This window comes from Mammaliicoccus lentus, from assembly GCF_002902755.1.
Lineage (GTDB): Bacteria > Bacillota > Bacilli > Staphylococcales > Staphylococcaceae > Mammaliicoccus > Mammaliicoccus lentus.
In genome coordinates, this window is sequence record NZ_PPRS01000009.1 from 20,509 (window position 1) to 37,015 (window position 16,507).

21 protein-coding genes are annotated in these 16,507 nt (G+C 33.2%); 2 read left to right on the forward strand and 19 right to left on the reverse strand.

Annotated features, from left to right (window positions below):
- Positions 1-41: 41 nt before the first annotated feature.
- The 10 genes from glmU to metG form a co-directional block, all read right to left on the reverse strand.
- Complete coding sequence (gene glmU / locus CD135_RS04805) at positions 42-1,400, reverse strand: bifunctional UDP-N-acetylglucosamine diphosphorylase/glucosamine-1-phosphate N-acetyltransferase GlmU (RefSeq protein WP_016999911.1); 1,359 nt, start codon at positions 1,398-1,400, stop codon at positions 42-44.
- A 300-nt stretch (positions 1,401-1,700) separates the two neighbouring features.
- The gene (gene spoVG / locus CD135_RS04810) at positions 1,701-2,030 is read right to left on the reverse strand and encodes a septation regulator SpoVG (RefSeq protein ID WP_064205207.1); all 330 of its coding nucleotides are present in this window, start codon (positions 2,028-2,030) and stop codon (positions 1,701-1,703) included.
- 59 nt (positions 2,031-2,089) lie between these two features.
- Positions 2,090-2,464: a RidA family protein gene (locus CD135_RS04815; protein WP_016999913.1), complete on the reverse strand. Its 375-nt coding sequence runs from the start codon at positions 2,462-2,464 to the stop codon at positions 2,090-2,092.
- Between the two features lie 19 nt (positions 2,465-2,483).
- Positions 2,484-3,308, reverse strand: coding sequence for a pur operon repressor (gene purR / locus CD135_RS04820; protein ID WP_016999914.1), 825 nt, complete (start codon positions 3,306-3,308; stop codon positions 2,484-2,486).
- Positions 3,309-3,376: 68 nt separating this feature from the next.
- Positions 3,377-4,225 (reverse strand): 4-(cytidine 5'-diphospho)-2-C-methyl-D-erythritol kinase, encoded by an 849-nt coding sequence (ispE, locus tag CD135_RS04825; protein ID WP_103268911.1) that lies wholly within the window; start codon positions 4,223-4,225, stop codon positions 3,377-3,379.
- A gap of 148 nt (positions 4,226-4,373) precedes the next feature.
- Positions 4,374-4,637 (reverse strand): biofilm formation stimulator Veg, encoded by a 264-nt coding sequence (veg, locus tag CD135_RS04830; protein WP_016999916.1) that lies wholly within the window; start codon positions 4,635-4,637, stop codon positions 4,374-4,376.
- A 99-nt stretch (positions 4,638-4,736) separates the two neighbouring features.
- Entirely contained in the window at positions 4,737-5,630 is an 894-nt protein-coding gene (gene rsmA / locus CD135_RS04835; protein ID WP_275044925.1) for a 16S rRNA (adenine(1518)-N(6)/adenine(1519)-N(6))-dimethyltransferase RsmA, read from the reverse strand.
- 1 nt (position 5,631) lies between these two features.
- On the reverse strand, positions 5,632-6,174 hold the full coding sequence (gene rnmV, locus CD135_RS04840) for a ribonuclease M5 (protein WP_103268912.1): 543 nt from the start codon (positions 6,172-6,174) through the stop codon (positions 5,632-5,634).
- Between the two features lie 54 nt (positions 6,175-6,228).
- A complete protein-coding gene (locus tag CD135_RS04845) occupies positions 6,229-6,993 on the reverse strand; it encodes a TatD family hydrolase (protein WP_016999919.1) in 765 nt (254 codons plus the stop codon).
- Between the two features lie 21 nt (positions 6,994-7,014).
- Entirely contained in the window at positions 7,015-9,009 is a 1,995-nt protein-coding gene (metG, locus tag CD135_RS04850) for a methionine--tRNA ligase (RefSeq protein ID WP_103268913.1), read from the reverse strand.
- A gap of 233 nt (positions 9,010-9,242) precedes the next feature.
- Here metG and CD135_RS04855 point away from each other — a divergent pair, with 233 nt between their 5' ends.
- Positions 9,243-9,557, forward strand: coding sequence for an AbrB/MazE/SpoVT family DNA-binding domain-containing protein (locus CD135_RS04855; RefSeq protein ID WP_103268914.1), 315 nt, complete (start codon positions 9,243-9,245; stop codon positions 9,555-9,557).
- An 18-nt stretch (positions 9,558-9,575) separates the two neighbouring features.
- On the opposite strand, the gene rsmI is transcribed toward CD135_RS04855, so the two are convergent.
- From rsmI to CD135_RS04900, 9 genes are read right to left on the reverse strand one after another with little or no spacing between them, the layout of a single operon-like run.
- Positions 9,576-10,418 (reverse strand): 16S rRNA (cytidine(1402)-2'-O)-methyltransferase, encoded by an 843-nt coding sequence (gene rsmI / locus CD135_RS04860; protein WP_016999922.1) that lies wholly within the window; start codon positions 10,416-10,418, stop codon positions 9,576-9,578.
- Between the two features lies 1 nt (position 10,419).
- Positions 10,420-10,668, reverse strand: a complete 249-nt coding sequence (locus tag CD135_RS04865) for a GIY-YIG nuclease family protein (protein WP_103268915.1) — start codon at positions 10,666-10,668, stop codon at positions 10,420-10,422.
- Positions 10,661-11,389, reverse strand: coding sequence for a tRNA1(Val) (adenine(37)-N6)-methyltransferase (locus CD135_RS04870; RefSeq protein WP_103268916.1), 729 nt, complete (start codon positions 11,387-11,389; stop codon positions 10,661-10,663). Before CD135_RS04870 ends, CD135_RS04865 begins: the two co-directional genes overlap by 8 nt.
- 47 nt (positions 11,390-11,436) lie before the next feature.
- Positions 11,437-11,772, reverse strand: a complete 336-nt coding sequence (yabA, locus tag CD135_RS04875; RefSeq protein WP_016999925.1) for a DNA replication initiation control protein YabA — start codon at positions 11,770-11,772, stop codon at positions 11,437-11,439.
- A 14-nt stretch (positions 11,773-11,786) separates the two neighbouring features.
- Positions 11,787-12,593, reverse strand: coding sequence for a PSP1 domain-containing protein (locus CD135_RS04880; RefSeq protein WP_016999926.1), 807 nt, complete (start codon positions 12,591-12,593; stop codon positions 11,787-11,789).
- Between the two features lie 4 nt (positions 12,594-12,597).
- Entirely contained in the window at positions 12,598-13,524 is a 927-nt protein-coding gene (locus CD135_RS04885; protein ID WP_016999927.1) for a hypothetical protein, read from the reverse strand.
- Positions 13,525-13,575: 51 nt separating this feature from the next.
- Entirely contained in the window at positions 13,576-13,905 is a 330-nt protein-coding gene (locus tag CD135_RS04890; protein ID WP_016999928.1) for a cyclic-di-AMP receptor, read from the reverse strand.
- Positions 13,906-13,938: 33 nt separating this feature from the next.
- Positions 13,939-14,559: a dTMP kinase gene (gene tmk, locus CD135_RS04895; protein WP_064205214.1), complete on the reverse strand. Its 621-nt coding sequence runs from the start codon at positions 14,557-14,559 to the stop codon at positions 13,939-13,941.
- Positions 14,560-15,903: an aminotransferase class I/II-fold pyridoxal phosphate-dependent enzyme gene (locus CD135_RS04900; RefSeq protein WP_103268917.1), complete on the reverse strand. Its 1,344-nt coding sequence runs from the start codon at positions 15,901-15,903 to the stop codon at positions 14,560-14,562.
- Between the two features lie 123 nt (positions 15,904-16,026).
- Here CD135_RS04900 and CD135_RS04905 point away from each other — a divergent pair, with 123 nt between their 5' ends.
- Positions 16,027-16,392: a GNAT family N-acetyltransferase gene (locus CD135_RS04905; RefSeq protein WP_016999931.1), complete on the forward strand. Its 366-nt coding sequence runs from the start codon at positions 16,027-16,029 to the stop codon at positions 16,390-16,392.
- Positions 16,393-16,507: the final 115 nt, after the last annotated feature.

Below are 16,507 nucleotides of genomic sequence, written 5' to 3' on the forward strand. Positions count from 1 at the left end.
TCCTCCGATATCATTTTGACTCATTTTTTTGACGGCTCCTTTTATTTCGTTTTATAGTATCCTTCTTTTGTAGTCTGTCTTGCACGACCTAGTGCTAAGCTTTCATCTGGCACATTATCTGTGATGGTTGAACCTGCAGCTATAAATGCTCCTTCGCCAACTTCTACTGGTGCAACTAGATTTGAATTACATCCAATAAATGCATCATCTCCTATTTTAGTTTGGAATTTGTTTATTCCGTCATAATTAACAGTGATTGAACCACAGCCAATATTTGTTCTTGCGCCGACTTCAGCATCACCAATATAACTTAAGTGAGATACTTTAGCGCCATCTTTCAACACGGATTTTTTAACCTCTACAAAATTACCAATTTTCGTTTCTTTTCCTAGTTCTGTTCCCGGTCTTAATTGAGCGAACGGTCCAACTGTAGAGGATTTACCAACAAATGAATCTGTAATGACAGATTGTTTAATTGTGGCATCATCTTCAATTGTACTATTTTTGATATCAGAATTCATGCCAATCGTAACATTTTTTCCTATTACAGTGTTACCACCGATTCTTGCACCTGGTTCAACTACCGTATCTTCACCTATTGTAACTTTTTTCCCAATATATGTAGTAGCTGGATCGATGATGGAAACACCATTTATCATATGTCTCAAATTAATACGTTCTTTCATTTTTTGTTCTGCTTGTGATAATTGGACTCTATCATTAACACCCATGATTTCATCTACGTCTTCCGTAACATAAGCAGATATTTTTTCATTTTGTGCTTTTAAAATGCTTATAACATCAGGTAAATAGTATTCACCTTGAGCATTATCGTTTTTAACTTCTTCTAAAGTTTGGAATAACTTTTCATTATCAAAAGCAAAGATTCCTGAACTAATTTCATTTATCGCATTTTGCTCTTCTGAAGCATCTTTTTGCTCAACAATTTCTAAGACGTCACCTTGTTCATTTCGAACAATTCTGCCATAGCCAAATGGATTATTCACCTTTGCAGATAATACTGTAGCCTTTGCATTTTCTGATTCATGAAACGCTATTAATGAGCTAATTGTATCTTCAGTAATAAGTGGTGTGTCCCCACATACAACGATTGTTGTACCTTTTTTGTCATTCAATAATTCCTTAGCTGTATTAACTGCATGTGCAGTCCCTAGTTGTTCTTCTTGATGTACAAACTGCGATGAATCGCCAAGTGTTTCTTTTACTACTTCAGCACCGTGTCCAACAACTGTAACAACAGTCTCAACACCCGCATTCTTCACGCTATCTATAACATGTTGAACCATGGCTTCTCCAGCAACAGGATGTAGCACCTTATAGAGTTTAGATTTCATCCTTGTTCCTTTACCAGCCGCTAATATGACTGCATGTTTTCGCATTTGAAAAACCTCCATTTAAACGCACTTTATCTTATTATAATTTAATTTGTGTACGACTATCAAGAAAGAGTTATTAAACACAGAAATTATTTCACAAAATAATCGTCTTTAATATTCATGATATATAGTAAAGACAAAGCATTAACGCATTAAATAAAAATTTAATGAATAGTATTTTTATTCATCATTAATTAACCGTTGTTGAATAATTGTATAAAAAAACAGGAAAAACTCTTATCAAACTAAGAATTTCTCCTGTATTATTTCAGACACAAGCTTTGCGTATGCCTATTCCAATTTTTATTCTTCATTTTCATCTTCATTTTGATTTTCTGATTCAGAATCCTCATCTTTAGCAGATTTCGGAATGATTACTTCATCAGTTTCATCATAAACTTTCATGACTGCTTCTTGAATTTCTTGTCTCATTTCAGAGTTAATAGGGTGAGCAATATCCCGGAACTCTCCGTCGGGTGTACGTTTACTTGGCATAGCTACAAATAAACCTGAATTCCCTTCAATTACTCTTAAATCGTGAACAACAAAAGCATCGTCTAATGTAATAGAAACTAAAGCTTTCATTCTTCCATCTGTTTGGATTTTTCTTAATCTCACATCTGTTACCTTCATGACTTGTGTGCCCCCTGTTTGTCTTTTTTAAGTAGCAGCATCATTTAAATTGAAGAATATTATTGTATTTTTGCGATCATTTCAATCTCAACTTTAACATCTTTAGGTAGGCGCGCAACCTCAACACAACTTCTAGCAGGCAAATGTTCATTGAAATATTGTCCATATACGGAGTTAATATCTTGAAAATCATTCATATCTTTAATAAAGATCATAGATTTCACGACATTATTTAAAGAAGCGCCACTTTCTTCAAGTACTTTTTTTAAGTTTTCGATGACTTGTTCAGTCTGCACTTTTACATCATCTGATACAATTTCGCCTTTTTGATTTAACGGTATTTGCCCCGAAGTAAATACTAGATTATCTACCACTACAGCGTGGCAGTATGGTCCTAATGCTTCTGGAGCGTTTGTTGCGTTTATACTTTTCATGATGATTAACCCTCTCTTCTTAATTAAATCTTTTTAAACAGTTGCCTTCTTCTACTGAAAATTGTTGGTTGTATTCGTCTACATTCGACAATCTCACTAAAGATGTATAATCTTCAACCAAACGATGTTTAACTTCTTTTGATTCTACAAGTACTGATACCCCTTTTACAGTTGCTTTAAACTCATTCATCAAATTGATAACACCATTGATTGAGCCACCTGCTCTCATAAAGTCGTCTACTATTAATACATTTGAATATTCAGGCAATGTCCGTTTAGATAAAACCATTGTTTCAATTTTTCTTGAAGATCCTGATACATAGTTAATTGAAACCGTTGATCCTTCTGTTACTTTATTATCTTTTCTAATTACCACAACAGGTAAATTGAGCACTTTCGCTACTGCATTAGCTAACGATATCCCTTTAGTTGCAATTGTAACAACCGCATCAAGTTCTTCATCCATGTACATCGTTGCGATAAGTTCCCCAACTTGGTTTAAAAGTTTAGGGTTACCAACAAGATCTGACATAAATAAATAGCCGCCTGGTAATAATCTTTCTCTCTCTTTAAGCAATTCACACAAATCTTCAATTAATTCAATCGCTTCTTTCTTGTACATTTTCGGTCGGTAAGTTACACCGCCGCTAGCACCTGCAGTAGTTTCAATAATCCCTAAACCTTCTGCTTGAAAAGTTTCTTTAATGATTTGTATGTCTTCACTTATAGAAGACTTTGCTTGTCCAAAATGATTCACAAAGTAAGTTAACGGCACTAACTCATTAGGATGTTTCAATAAATACTGTGTCATATAAACGATTCTCTCACTTCGTTTAAACCTCATTTATAAAACTCCATTCTCTATCCGTATTTTTGCCACAATTATACTATAATCGTACGGTTTTAACAAAGCTATCCAAGTAATCTCACAATGAATACATCTTTGCAGCATCCTTTCAGAGCATTATAGACTTGCTTAGCCTGCCTTTCCTTTTGAACAAAGCCATAAACAGTCGGACCGCTTCCGCTCATTAATGCTGCATCCACACCTGTATTTGTCATAGTGTTTTTCAGCTTTTCAACCTCTGGGTATAGTCCCATAGTAACACTCTCAAGGCTATTACCTAACGACTTACATAAACATTCATAATCACCGTCTATTAAAGCTTGCTGGCATTCTTTCGTTAAAACTTTAGATGTCTCTTCTAAAGTTAAAGCGCCATAAATTTTGGGTGTAGAGACGCCGATGTCTGGCTTGGCTATGATAACCCAAGCTGATGGTGGTTTAGGTAAATGCGTTAATTGCTCTCCCCTACCACGACATAACGCCGTTTTTCCATAGATACAAAAAGAAATATCCGACCCAATTTCCGCTGATAAATCACTCAATGCTTCTAACGAGTCATTGATCCCCCAAAGTTTATTCAAACCTCTAAAAGTAGCAGCAGCATCACTAGAGCCACCTGCTAAACCAGCTGAAATAGGAATGCTTTTTTCTAAAGAAATCGTCACACCGTCTTTTATGTTGTATTTGTCCTTCATTAATTTTGCAGCTTTATAAGCTAAATTTCTATGATCACTTGGAACAAAATTATGCTCTACATCGATGACAATTTCACCATCTTCTCTTTTTTCAAAAGACAGTCTATCATTTAGGTCAACGGTTGTCATAATCATTTCCACCTCGTGATAACCATCATCACGTTTGTATAAAGTATCTAGTGTTAAATTAATTTTTGCTGGTGCTGTCTCATAAATCATATACTTGCCCTTTCTAAAACTTATTATTATGATTTTACCATAAATAAATGTTAGAAAGTATGAGCTTTATCCTATTTTTTTGCAACAAAAAAACTCTACGCCATATCACAGTCATATCGCGTAGAGTTTTTTATTGTGAACTTTATGATTATTGAACAATAAATTCTTCTTTATGTTCATTCATAAAAGTTACTTGGACATTCTCAGTTAATACATCAGTGTATGTATAAGATACACGCTCAAAATTATGTTTCTCTTGATCTAATTCGACCACGAAAACTGATGGATACGTTTCCTTAAGCACACCACTGCGCTCAATTAACTTCTTACGTCCTCCATTAGCTTTAAGTACAATACGATTTCCTAATTGACAATCCAATATTTTTTTGATGTCTACTAAAGTCTTCGGCATATTGACCCACCTCGCTATATAGAATATTATACTATGATAGCAAGATTTTGTCAAATAAAATTTAAATTTTATCAATTTGAGAGGACGTTGTCAATATATTTATACAGATAAATTAGGGTATTTTTTCAAATTGTTACAAAGATGTGCATAATCATGTATTGTTAGCGTTTCCCCGCGCCTTTTAGGGTCTATGTTTGATTCGTTTAACCATTCAATAATTTCATCTTTATGCACTTTGCCATCCTTGATTGTACTAATATAGTTATTTAAAATAGTCTTTCTTCTTTGTGTAAATGCACCTTTTGTTAATTTAAATAACTTTTGTTCATCGTCGACTTCTACAACTGGTTTAGTCCGTTTTGTAAGTTTTATTACAATTGAATCAACGTTCGGTGGCGGCATGAAGACGGTCTTAGGGACTACTAAAACACGTTCAGTTTCAGTATAGTATTGACATGCAATAGATAATGAACCATAACTTTTGCTGCCTACTTTAGCATTTAATCTTTCGCCCACTTCTTTTTGCATCATGACAACGAAGCCATCAATTGGTAAATCATTTTCTAATAAATTCATCAATATAGGCGTAGTAATATAATATGGCAAATTGGCAACTAACATAATCTTGTCACAGTCTTTTAAATGTTGATCAATTTCTTTTTGTACATTGGCTTTTAATATATCTTCATTTACAATCGTTACATTTGAATATGGATTCAACGTATCTTCTAATACAGGTATTAATCTTTGATCAATTTCAAAGGCTAGAACTTTTTTAGCTACTCTTGCTAATTGCTCAGTTAATGAACCCATACCTGGCCCAACTTCAATAACACCTGTATTTTCGTCAATGTCACTCGCTGAAATGATTTTTTGGATGATATTTGTATCAATTAAAAAGTTTTGACCTAGACTTTTTTTGAATTTAAAGCCATATTGGTCTAACAACGCTTTTGTGCGTTTAGGTGTTGCGATATCTTTTTCGTTCATTATGTCACTCCTCTTTATATCCAAGCGCTTCTTTTACATCTTTTTCAGTATAACCGAAAGCATTGAGTTTGTTTAATAATTGTTTACCATTCGAGTGTCCAATATTCAACTTACTACATAGTTTTTCTCTTTTTCTTCTTGCTTCTGGCCCTATAATTAATCCCAAATCAATTAATACAGCTTTATCAATAGTTTCTACATCAGCTTCTAATGGTGAACTTACATTAGTTAACGCTTCTTTCACTGTTTCAACCGACGCATGTTCTACACCTATTTTACCTCTTTTGTTTTTAGCTTTGTCTCTTGGGATAAAAGCATGTTTAACACTTGGAACATATTGCTTAATCGTATTTCGAATTTTATCACCCGGGAAATCAGGGTCAGTAAGTACAATAACACCACGTTTTTCATGTGCTTGCTTAATGACCTCCAAAATTTCTTTAGAAACAGCAGAACCATTTGTCTCTATAGTATCGCAATCGATGGCACGTTTAACATTGACCGTATCATCTCTACCTTCTACTACCACAAATTCATTTATTTTCATAAAGTTTACCTTCTTTAAAGATGCCCCAAAACAACCGTTTTGGGGCATCTTATTTTATAATTTAAATAATCTTTCAGCGTTTTCGGTAGTTGCTTCACAAACTTCTTCATACGTGAGACCACGTAACTCTGCAATTTGTTCGGCAACAAGTTTTACACGAGCAGGCTCATTTCTTTTCCCTCTATATGGGTGAGGTGATAAGAATGGCGCATCTGTTTCTACTAATAATCTATCTAACGGAACATGCTTAGCTACTTCCTTAGGTTGTTTAGCATTTTTAAAAGTCACTGGGCCACCTAACGAAACATAGAAATTCATTTTTAAAATTTCGTCAGCTATTTCATTAGAACCACTAAAGCTATGCATAATACCGCCAACTTCACTAGCGTTTTCTTCTTTCAAAATATCTACACAATCTTGTGTTGCTTCTCTATTATGAATAATGATTGGTAATTGAACTCGTTTAGCTAATGCGATTTGCTTTCTAAACACATCTTTTTGGATATCTTTTGGTGACTTATCCCAATGGTAGTCTAATCCCATTTCACCTATTCCAATAATTTTAGGATGTTTAGATAATGACTCTATCCATTCTAAACGTTCATCTGTACAGTCGATTGCATCGACTGGATGCCAGCCGATAATACCATAAATAAAGTCGTATTGATCGATGAGTTTCATTGTTCTCTCTATTGTTTTTGTATCAAAACCAACGACAAACATTCTATCGATACCTTCAGATAGCGCTCTATCGATTACTTCTTGTAAGTCATCATCGTATTGATCAGCGTTCAAGTGAACATGTGTGTCTATTAGCATTCATATCTTCCTTCCAATTCATTACTTTATAATTGAACCATTTTGAATTGCGTTAGGTAATCCTACTAAAGTAAGCGTGCCATCTTTTTCGGCAGAAAGTATCATACCTTCAGATAATTCACCACGTAATTTAACTGGTTTCAAATTCGTTACAACTGCAACTTTTTTACCAACTATATCTTCAGGTTTATAAAATTCAGCAATACCTGAAACAATTTGTCTTTTCTCGTTACCTAAATCTACTTTGATTTTCAATAATTTATCGGATTTTTTTACATAATCTGCTCCAGTTACTGTTGCAGCTTTAATTTCCACTTTATCGAATTGATCAATCGTTATTTCAGGTTTACTAGGATTTTCTTCTTTTTTATTTTCTTCTTCTGGCTCTTCTTCAGGAGTAGTGCCACCTTGCATTGAATTTTTAATGAAAGCTACTTCTTCTTCAACATCAAGTCTTGGGAAAATAGGTTCTGGTTTGGAGATGACTGTAATTTCTTCATCAATAGCACCATAAGTTTCGATGCTTTCGAACGTATCTAACTTTCCTTTTTCCAAGTTTAATTGGCGGAAAATTTCATAAGGCGCATGTGTTAAGAACGGACGTAATAACACTGCAGCAAACCTAATATTTTCAACTAAATGAATCATTACGTTTTCTAACATTTCACGTTCATTTTCATCTTTAGCTAATACCCAAGGTGTTGTTTCATCGATGTATTTATTTGTACGGCTAATAAGCTTCCAAACTTCTGCCAACGCAACTGAGAATTGCATGTTTTCCATTGCTTCATAGAAATTATTTTTTGTATCAATAGCCATATTTTCCATTTCTTCATCTAGAGGATGTAATTGACCTTTATATTTAGGTAGAACACCGTTAAAGTATTTATTTACCATAGCAATTGTACGATTAACTAGGTTACCTAAATCATTCGCTAAGTCATAATTCGTACGTTCTACGAATGCCTCAGGCGTAAACACACCATCTGCACCGAATGGTAATTCTCTCATTAAGTAATATCTTGTAGCGTCTAAGCCATATTTATCAATTAATACGTTAGGATCAACAACATTACCTTTAGATTTACTCATTTTACCGTCTTTCATTAAAATCCAACCATGAGCAAATTCACGCTTAGGTAAAGGTATATCTAAAGCCATTAATAAAATCGGCCATATTATAACGTGGAACCTAACAATTTCTTTAGCCATTAAATGAACGTCTGCTGGCCAGTATTTTTTAAACAGCTCATCATCATCAGTTAAATAACCTAAAGCTGATATATAGTTTACTAATGCATCTATCCATACATAAACAACGTGTTTAGGATTAGAAGGCACTTTAATACCCCAATCAAAAGTTGTTCTTGAGATGGCCAAATCTTCTAAACCAGGTTTGATGAAATTATTAACCATTTCATTTTTACGAGAAATAGGCATAATAAAGTCTGGGTTTTCATCAAAGAATTTTAATAATCTATCCGAATATTTATCTAATTTAAAGAAATAGCTTTCTTCTTTAACTAGCTCGACTTCATGTCCTGAATCAGGGCTTTTACCACCAACAATTTTTCCATCTTCATAAACTGGATCTACTAATTGTGTTTCAGTGTAGTATGTTTCATCTGGTATTGAATACCATCCTTCATATTCACCTAAATAAATATCTCCCTGCGCTAATAATTTTTCAAAGACTTTTTCAACAACCACTTTGTGTCGTTTTTCTGTCGTACGAATAAAATCATCATTTGAAATGTCTAATTTTTTCCATAACGCTTGAATATTTTCGACAATACCATTTAAATATTCAATTTCTGATAATCCAGCTTCTTTAGCCTTCTCTTGTATTTTTTGTCCATGCTCATCTGTACCTGTTAAGTAATGAACATCATATCCTTGTAACCGTTTATATCTAGCTATTACATCACCGGCAACCGTTGTGTAAGCATGACCTATGTGTAAATTCCCGCTCGGATAATAAATCGGTGTCGAAATGTAAAAAGTCTCTTTCGTCATCAGCGTTTCCTCCTAATATCTTATCTATATAATATACCGAAAATTTAGCATTTTTTCAATATTTCCTTATTATGGTAAAGCGCGCAAATGTGGTTTTAATGTCGAATAATTAAGTGTATACAATTTATTATTTTATTGACAATTTCTTCAATACGTATTAGTATACTATTTATATAATTGTCGAATGAATGTCGAATTAGATAATTATGGTTTTATTAAACGGAGGTAAAGAAATGAAATCAACTGGAATCGTTCGTAAAGTAGATGAACTAGGCCGTGTAGTAATTCCTATCGAGTTACGACGCATATTAGACATTGCTGAGAAAGACGCTTTAGAGATTTACACTGATGATGACAGAATTATTCTAAAGAAATATTCACCTAACATGACTTGTCAGGTTACTGGCGATGTTTCTGAAGAAAACTTTGTTTTAGCAGATGGTAAAATCGTATTAAGCGAAGAAGGCGCTCAGCAATTAATGAATGAGATTGAAAAAAATCTAAATAATTACTTACTATATGTATCAAAGAGTCTGGGACATAATTAATTGTCTCAGGCTCTTATTTTAATTATCTATATGAAATGCTTCATATACATCTCTCTTTTTCATATTTCTATCTAAAGCGACTTGTTTAATAGCATCTTTAGAACGCATATCTTGTTCATTAATGTACGAATCAACATGTTCTTTTAAGTCCATTTCTTTCCACCATTGTTCTGTCTGACTGGATTCATCTATACCTTCTATAAGAATAACAAACTCACCTTTTTGTGGTATAGAATCGTCTTCTAACATATTTTCAATTGTTTCAACCGACCCTGTTTCAACTTGTTCAAACTTTTTAGTCAACTCTCTACCGATTGCTATTTTTCTTTCTGAGTCTATTTCAGATATAGCTTTTAATGTTTGTTTTACACGGTAGGGTGATTCATAAATCATCATTGTCGATTCCCTATGCATCCATTTATCTAATACTTCATGCTTATCTTTAGCCTGCCTTGGTAAAAATCCTAAAAATACAAATTTATATGACGGTAGTCCACTTGTCATTAATGCTGTAATAGCGGCATTTGGTCCAGGAATAGTTTCCACAAGGAATCCCGCTTCTCTAACTTGGTTTACAAGTTCATAACCTGGATCACTGATACAAGGACAACCAGCATCAGAGACTAAAGCAATTTGTTTATCATCTTCCATATAATCAATAATCTGCTCTGAAGCTTTATCTTTATTATGTTCGTGATAAGACTTTAATGGTGTGTGTATTTCATAGTGTTGGCAAAGTTTTGACGTTACACGAGTGTCTTCACAAAAAATATAATCTGACTCTTTTAAAATTCTTACGGCGCGATATGTTATATCTTCTAAATTTCCTATTGGGGTGCCTACTAAATGTAAAGTTGACATGCTATCCCTCCTTTATGAGTAATAACTTTTGTTTTCTAGTCAATTGTTTTAAGGCATACTCTCTTTTTAATGCTTCTGATTTATTATCAAACTCTTCATGGTATACAAGTTTAACGGGACGTCTTATTTTTGTGTATTTTGCACCTTTACCATCATTATGCACCTTTAATCTGCGTTCTAAATCAGTAGTGTATCCAGTATATAATGTTTGATCTTTACATTCTAATATATATGTATAATGTTTATCCATAATAGACTTCCTTCATCTCTTCAGAATATTCACCATTTGTATTATAAATATAAAATGGTTGTTCAATTTTCAAACCAGGTTGCCCACCGCTCCGTCCTTCTACCAATATCGTTACTGCTTCTTTTTTAGAAGGACTACTATATACAAGTCTTAATCTCTTTGGTTCTATATTAAAAAGTCTAAAGTGCGTTAAGACATCCATCAGTCTTTCTGCTCTATGAACCATCATTAATTTACCACCTTGCTTGAGTAAATGTTTACTTGCTCTTACAACATCCTCAAGTGTGCAATAAACTTCATGCCTTGCTATTTTATGCGCTTCTTTTTGATGTTTCATTTGTTGATTTTCTTTAAAATAAGGTGGGTTAACCGTGACAACATCGAAGGTCGCCGGTGCATATTCAGTTGTTACTTTATTTAAATCTAATTGTTTTATCGAAATTTGATTTTGTAAATGATTATGCTGAATTGTTCTTTGAGCCATGTCGACCAATGTTTCTTGAATTTCTACTGCTTGAATTTCAGATAGTGATTTATGAGCTAAAAGTAACGGGATAATACCATTACCAGAACATAAATCCATCACTTTATCCTTATTTCTTGTTTGAACGAAATCACCTAACAATAATGCGTCAGTAGAAAAGGAAAACACATCATCATTTTGAATAATTTCAAATTTTTCTCTTAAAAGTTGATCTAATCTTTCACCTTTATGTAACACGAAATCACCTCATTTAAAAAATCAGGCATGCAAGATGCCTGATTACCCTATTCTCTATTAAGTACCTCTAGACAAAACAAGCAATCTTGACCTTGTCTATGTTTACCAAATAATTCTCCTCGACATATATGAAAACCTTCATGATACAACATAGCTAGATTATCTTTACTTTGAAGAGGTCTTACCTTTTTATTTGGTTTTTTATTATGCGTTGTTTCATTGGATTCAACTACCCGTTTCAGACTATCGTTTTCCATCTGAAGTGCAACATTATCTTCAACCAATTCGACTGCTTGGTTCTTCAGTTTATCCATATGCGCATTAATTTGTTTAAGTTCATTTTCTAACATCATAATTGTTTCAAACAACTCGTCCCTATTCACAGTAAAATCCTCCCTTATGAATGGACTTCAAGTAATTCATCAAGTTTATAATCAAAAAGTTGTTCGAAACCTTTCACTTTAACTTGCATCGTGATATCTAGAATATTTAATCCTACGACTTTACCATCTCCCTCAGGTGTTACAACAGTAGTACCCACGTCTGGCAATTCGTTTCTTACATCTTCGTAATAATCATTTTCATATTTTAAACAGCACATCAAACGACCACATGCACCGGAAATTTTTGTTGGATTAAGCGAAAGATTTTGATCTTTAGCCATTTTTATAGATACAGGCTCAAAATCTCCTAAGAATGTCGAGCAACAAAGCGAACGACCACATGGACCAATACCACCTAATAACTTCGCTTCATCCCTCACACCTATTTGTCTAAGCTCAATACGTGTTTTTAATTCATATGCTAATGATTTTACTAAGTTTCTAAAATCAATTCTGTCATCAGCTGTAAAATTAAATATAACCTTACTCTTATCTAGTGTATATTCACAATTTACTAATCTCATGTTCAATTCATGTGTCGCTACCATCTCTTTACACAGTGCCAATGCTTTATCAGCCTCTGCTAAATTTGAATGATATTTTTCGACATCTTCATCTGTAGCGTGACGTATAACTTCTTTCAAAGGTAAAACCACATCATCTTTGCCTACATGACGATTAGTTAATTTAACTTGTCCTAACTCTACTCCACGTTTAGATTCTACAACAACTAAATCATTTTCTTTGAATCTTTCTCCGTTTGGAGAGAAATATTCTTTCTTCCCAGCTTCTTGAAACTGTACGCCTATGATTTCATACATTTAATCACCTCTTCCCTTTTATAACCATCTGTTCAAAAACTAATGTCGCATTAACATTTTGCGCTAATTTACGATTAGCTTCAGTAATGCACTGTATATAATTCGAAATATCGCTTAAAGATAATTGTGTACTAGTGTTTACAATCTGTGCATCCAAATCTGGAAACGCTTTAATTGAATCCAACTCTATTTTAGCATGTAATACATCTTGAAAATAAGCATTTAAACTATTTAAAAATAATTGTTGCAAAGGTCGTGTATTCGCAACTTTTATACAATCAATTAAATATATTAAAGCCATCTGGTGATCTTTAACCATTAAATCTGCTAACTTAGCAACAGATTTTCTCAATTGTGTAAATAATTGTTCTTCAGTTAAAGAAATAGCCTCATCCTTATCCGATGTTACAAAACTCAATGTGTGCGCAATTGCAGCGGAAATATCGGATGCTTGTAAATCTTCTATAAAAGTCTCCTTTGATGCCGGTTTAAAATGGATAAGCTGACATCTCGAATGTATCGTTGGTAAAATTTGATCTTTCTTTGTTGTTAATAACAAGGCTATTGTATTTGGAGGTGGTTCCTCTAAAAATTTAAGTATACTATTTTCACCTTGTACTGTTAGTTTATCAAAAGCTTCAATAATGTAAACTTTATATTTACTTTCTATTGGTTTTTGATTCATTTTTCTAAGCAATTCTTCTATTTGTTGTTTCTTTATAGTTGTTTCTTCAGTTTGTATATACATAAAATCAGGGTGATTCATTGTTTGTACTTTTGTAATACAATTCCCCTCATTGTTACAAAGAATTTGTTCAGCAAAATACATAGCTGTCGTCTTCATTTCAAACATATTATCTCCCTCAAATAAATAAGCGTGAGATAACTGTTCAGCACTCAATAATTGATCAAGCTCTTCTTTTAATTGCATTTTCTACGCTCCTTGCAATAAAAAAGCTGCACTAATGGCAGCTAATCAGTTCTAAAATTGATGAAATTGTTCGATTGGCATAACAAATACTGTTGCGCCACCAACTTCTACTTCAACTGGGTACGGTATATAAGAATCCGCACTGCCTCCCATTGGTGTGATAGGTGAAACAAGTTGTTCACGATTACCACAAGTTCCATCTATGAGTCGTAATAATTCGTCTACTCGCTCATCTTTTACACCGCATAGGAATGTTGTATTACCAGCTCTTAAAAATCCACCTGTTGTAGCAAGCTTTGTAGCTCTAAAATCTTTCTCTATAAGCGCTTCTGATAAATTTTGACTATCTTGATCTTGGACAATCGCTATAACCATTTTCATAAATAAACACCTCTTTATATATTATATCATATTTTAAACTTGATTTAGATGATTTACAATAGCGAAATAAGCGTCTTCTATAACCTTTTCCAATGATTGTGTAGCATCAATAACTTTAATTCTATCTGGGTACTCAGATATCAACTTTTTATACCCATCTGTAACCTTATGATGAAACTCTATTTTTTCTTTATCCAAACGATTTGCATTTCTTTGATTATCTTTAATTCTGTTTAAACCAATTTCTGCAGGTACATCAAAATAAAGCGTTAAATCTGGATAAAGATTTTCAATAGCAAATTCATTAATTGCTTGTACTTCCTTTACCCCAATTTCACGAGCGTAACCCTGGTAACTTAATGAACTATCTACGAAACGATCACATAGTACAATGCCACCATCCTCAAGTTGTGGAATGATTTTTTCGACTAAATGTTGCCTTCTTGCTGCTGCGAATAAAAGTGCTTCTGTACGTTCGTCCATATCATCATCACTGTCTAACAGTAATTTGCGAATTGCTTCACTGATTTTTATACCACCTGGTTCTCTAGTTATAATAACATTATATTCTTTATTTAATTTTTCATAAACTTTATGTATAACAGTTGTCTTTCCAGAACCTTCTGGCCCTTCAAATGTAATAAACTGACCCATTTAGTGTTCATCCTTTATCTTTATTTGCTTGTTAATTATACCTTCTACTCTACCACCACTATCTATCCAATGTAAAAGAGAATTAAGGACGTCGCCTTTTATGTATTCACCTTTTAATATTACAGGTATGCCTGGAGGGTAAGGTATAACATCTACTGCAGAGATTTTATTGACTGCATCTATCAAATCTATTGTTATTGCATCTTTAACTTCTATAGGCACATAAATGCCAGAAGTAACAGGTAAATCAAATTTAGCCCGGCCTTTTTCTTGATAATAATAATCCAATTTAAGACTTTTAATCTTATTAATTAATACTTCAAACGGAAAAATATCGCCTTCATGCCATAACGGCAAAACAAGTAATATATATTTTTCATCATTCAATTCAACATAAATGTTTGATTGTTCAAATATTTGTTTTACTTGCTCACCTGTCATTTTTTCATGTGATACTAATAATTTAAGAGGGTCCGCTAGACTTCCCACCTTTAAACCTACTTCTTTTAAAGTCTGAATAAGTATCATTCGTAAACGTTTAAATAGCTTATCATTATAATGTTTATAAAACAGTTCTGCTTTCTCTAAACTTGTCATTATTAAATAAGAAGGGCTAGAAGTTTGTAACATCGTCAAATATTCCTCAATACGTTGTTGTATAGGAAGTTCTTTTCTTATATACATAACAGAACCCATTGTTAGAGCTGGTAACGTTTTATGATAAGACTGCACAACAATATCTGCTTCATACATGATAGAAGACTGAGGAAAGTATGAACTTATACCAAAATGTGCACCATGTGCCTCATCTACTAATGTAGGAACACCATAAGCTTTTAACAATTGTATATGTGATTGAATGTCAAATACTTCTCCATAATAGTTAGGGTACGTAAAAATCGCTAATTTTACATTAGATAAGTCTAAAGTATCTAAGCTTTTTACTCCATCATACTGACCTGTCTCCTCCGAAACTGTCATAGGCATCCATATAGCTTTTTGGTTTGTTAAACTTAATGCATTATATATAGATTTATGCGCGTTTCTGGGTATTAATATATCGCCATCTAAATGTTTAACAGCATATATGACTGATAAAATCCCAACCGTTGTCCCATTAACAAGGTATCGCGCATAATGATTTGGATATCTATCCATTTTCATCATACTTTCTCGTATGACCTCTTCAGGTTGGTGTAAATCATCTAAACCGGTTATTTCGGTCATATCCATACCTAAATTTATTTCTTTTAAATAACCAATCGTATTATTGTGATGACCTGGCACATGTAATGATATTGAATTTTCATCTTGAATAGATTGTATTTTATCATATAAACTCATTTTAATTACCTCTTAATTACCTCTTATATAACTTTCTTAACTCATTATAGCAATGATTACAATGAGCGTCATTTTAAAGTTAAACCTATTACGTTATACTACAATTAAAGAGGAGTGAGGAACATGCAAATTAGAAACGCTATCGATTTAGATGTAGACGCATTATATAAAATCACACAAGCAGAAGGCTGGCATACATTTACTAAAGAGCTATTATCAAAATTACTCATGACTTCTAAAATTATCGTTATTGAAGATAATCAAGAACTTGTCGGATATACTCGATTTTTAACAGATGAATCTTTAACATTGTATATTACTGAGATTATAGTAGCCAAAGAATATAGATCACAAGGATACGGAGAAAGCATGATAAAGCATTTGCAAGAAACTTTCCCAACAGTTCGCATAGAGCTTCTATCTCAGAATAATCAATTTTATAAAAAATTATCATTTCGTAATATAGGTTCGGGGTTTAGATTACCCTGAACCTATATTAAATTAAATCAAAAAAAAGAGACCTAACAGGTCTCGAGTGCGGCTCATCGCATCCATTTTATAAATATTTGCCCGGCAACGTCCTACTCTCGCGGAACGTAAGCCC

Excerpts from the sequence above, each read along its gene's own strand:
- CD135_RS04815 (WP_016999913.1), bottom strand. The coding sequence starts at position 2,464 with ATGAAAAGTATAAACGCAACAAACGCTCCAGAAGCATTAGGACCATAC.
- CD135_RS04905 (WP_016999931.1), top strand. The coding sequence starts at position 16,027 with ATGCAAATTAGAAACGCTATCGATTTAGATGTAGACGCATTATATAAA.
- metG (WP_103268913.1), bottom strand. The coding sequence starts at position 9,009 with ATGACGAAAGAGACTTTTTACATTTCGACACCGATTTATTATCCGAGC.
- CD135_RS04855 (WP_103268914.1), top strand. The coding sequence starts at position 9,243 with ATGAAATCAACTGGAATCGTTCGTAAAGTAGATGAACTAGGCCGTGTA.
- rsmI (WP_016999922.1), bottom strand. The coding sequence starts at position 10,418 with ATGTCAACTTTACATTTAGTAGGCACCCCAATAGGAAATTTAGAAGAT.
- CD135_RS04880 (WP_016999926.1), bottom strand. The coding sequence starts at position 12,593 with ATGTATGAAATCATAGGCGTACAGTTTCAAGAAGCTGGGAAGAAAGAA.
- CD135_RS04845 (WP_016999919.1), bottom strand. The coding sequence starts at position 6,993 with ATGCTAATAGACACACATGTTCACTTGAACGCTGATCAATACGATGAT.
- CD135_RS04885 (WP_016999927.1), bottom strand. The coding sequence starts at position 13,524 with ATGCAATTAAAAGAAGAGCTTGATCAATTATTGAGTGCTGAACAGTTA.
- veg (WP_016999916.1), bottom strand. The coding sequence starts at position 4,637 with ATGCCGAAGACTTTAGTAGACATCAAAAAAATATTGGATTGTCAATTA.
- CD135_RS04865 (WP_103268915.1), bottom strand. The coding sequence starts at position 10,668 with ATGGATAAACATTATACATATATATTAGAATGTAAAGATCAAACATTA.
- spoVG (WP_064205207.1), bottom strand. The coding sequence starts at position 2,030 with ATGAAGGTAACAGATGTGAGATTAAGAAAAATCCAAACAGATGGAAGA.
- CD135_RS04900 (WP_103268917.1), bottom strand. The coding sequence starts at position 15,903 with ATGAGTTTATATGATAAAATACAATCTATTCAAGATGAAAATTCAATA.
- glmU (WP_016999911.1), bottom strand. The coding sequence starts at position 1,400 with ATGCGAAAACATGCAGTCATATTAGCGGCTGGTAAAGGAACAAGGATG.
- rnmV (WP_103268912.1), bottom strand. The coding sequence starts at position 6,174 with ATGAAAATAAATGAATTTGTGGTAGTAGAAGGTAGAGATGATACGGTC.
- CD135_RS04890 (WP_016999928.1), bottom strand. The coding sequence starts at position 13,905 with ATGAAAATGGTTATAGCGATTGTCCAAGATCAAGATAGTCAAAATTTA.
- ispE (WP_103268911.1), bottom strand. The coding sequence starts at position 4,225 with ATGATTTATGAGACAGCACCAGCAAAAATTAATTTAACACTAGATACT.
- tmk (WP_064205214.1), bottom strand. The coding sequence starts at position 14,559 with ATGGGTCAGTTTATTACATTTGAAGGGCCAGAAGGTTCTGGAAAGACA.
- purR (WP_016999914.1), bottom strand. The coding sequence starts at position 3,308 with ATGAGGTTTAAACGAAGTGAGAGAATCGTTTATATGACACAGTATTTA.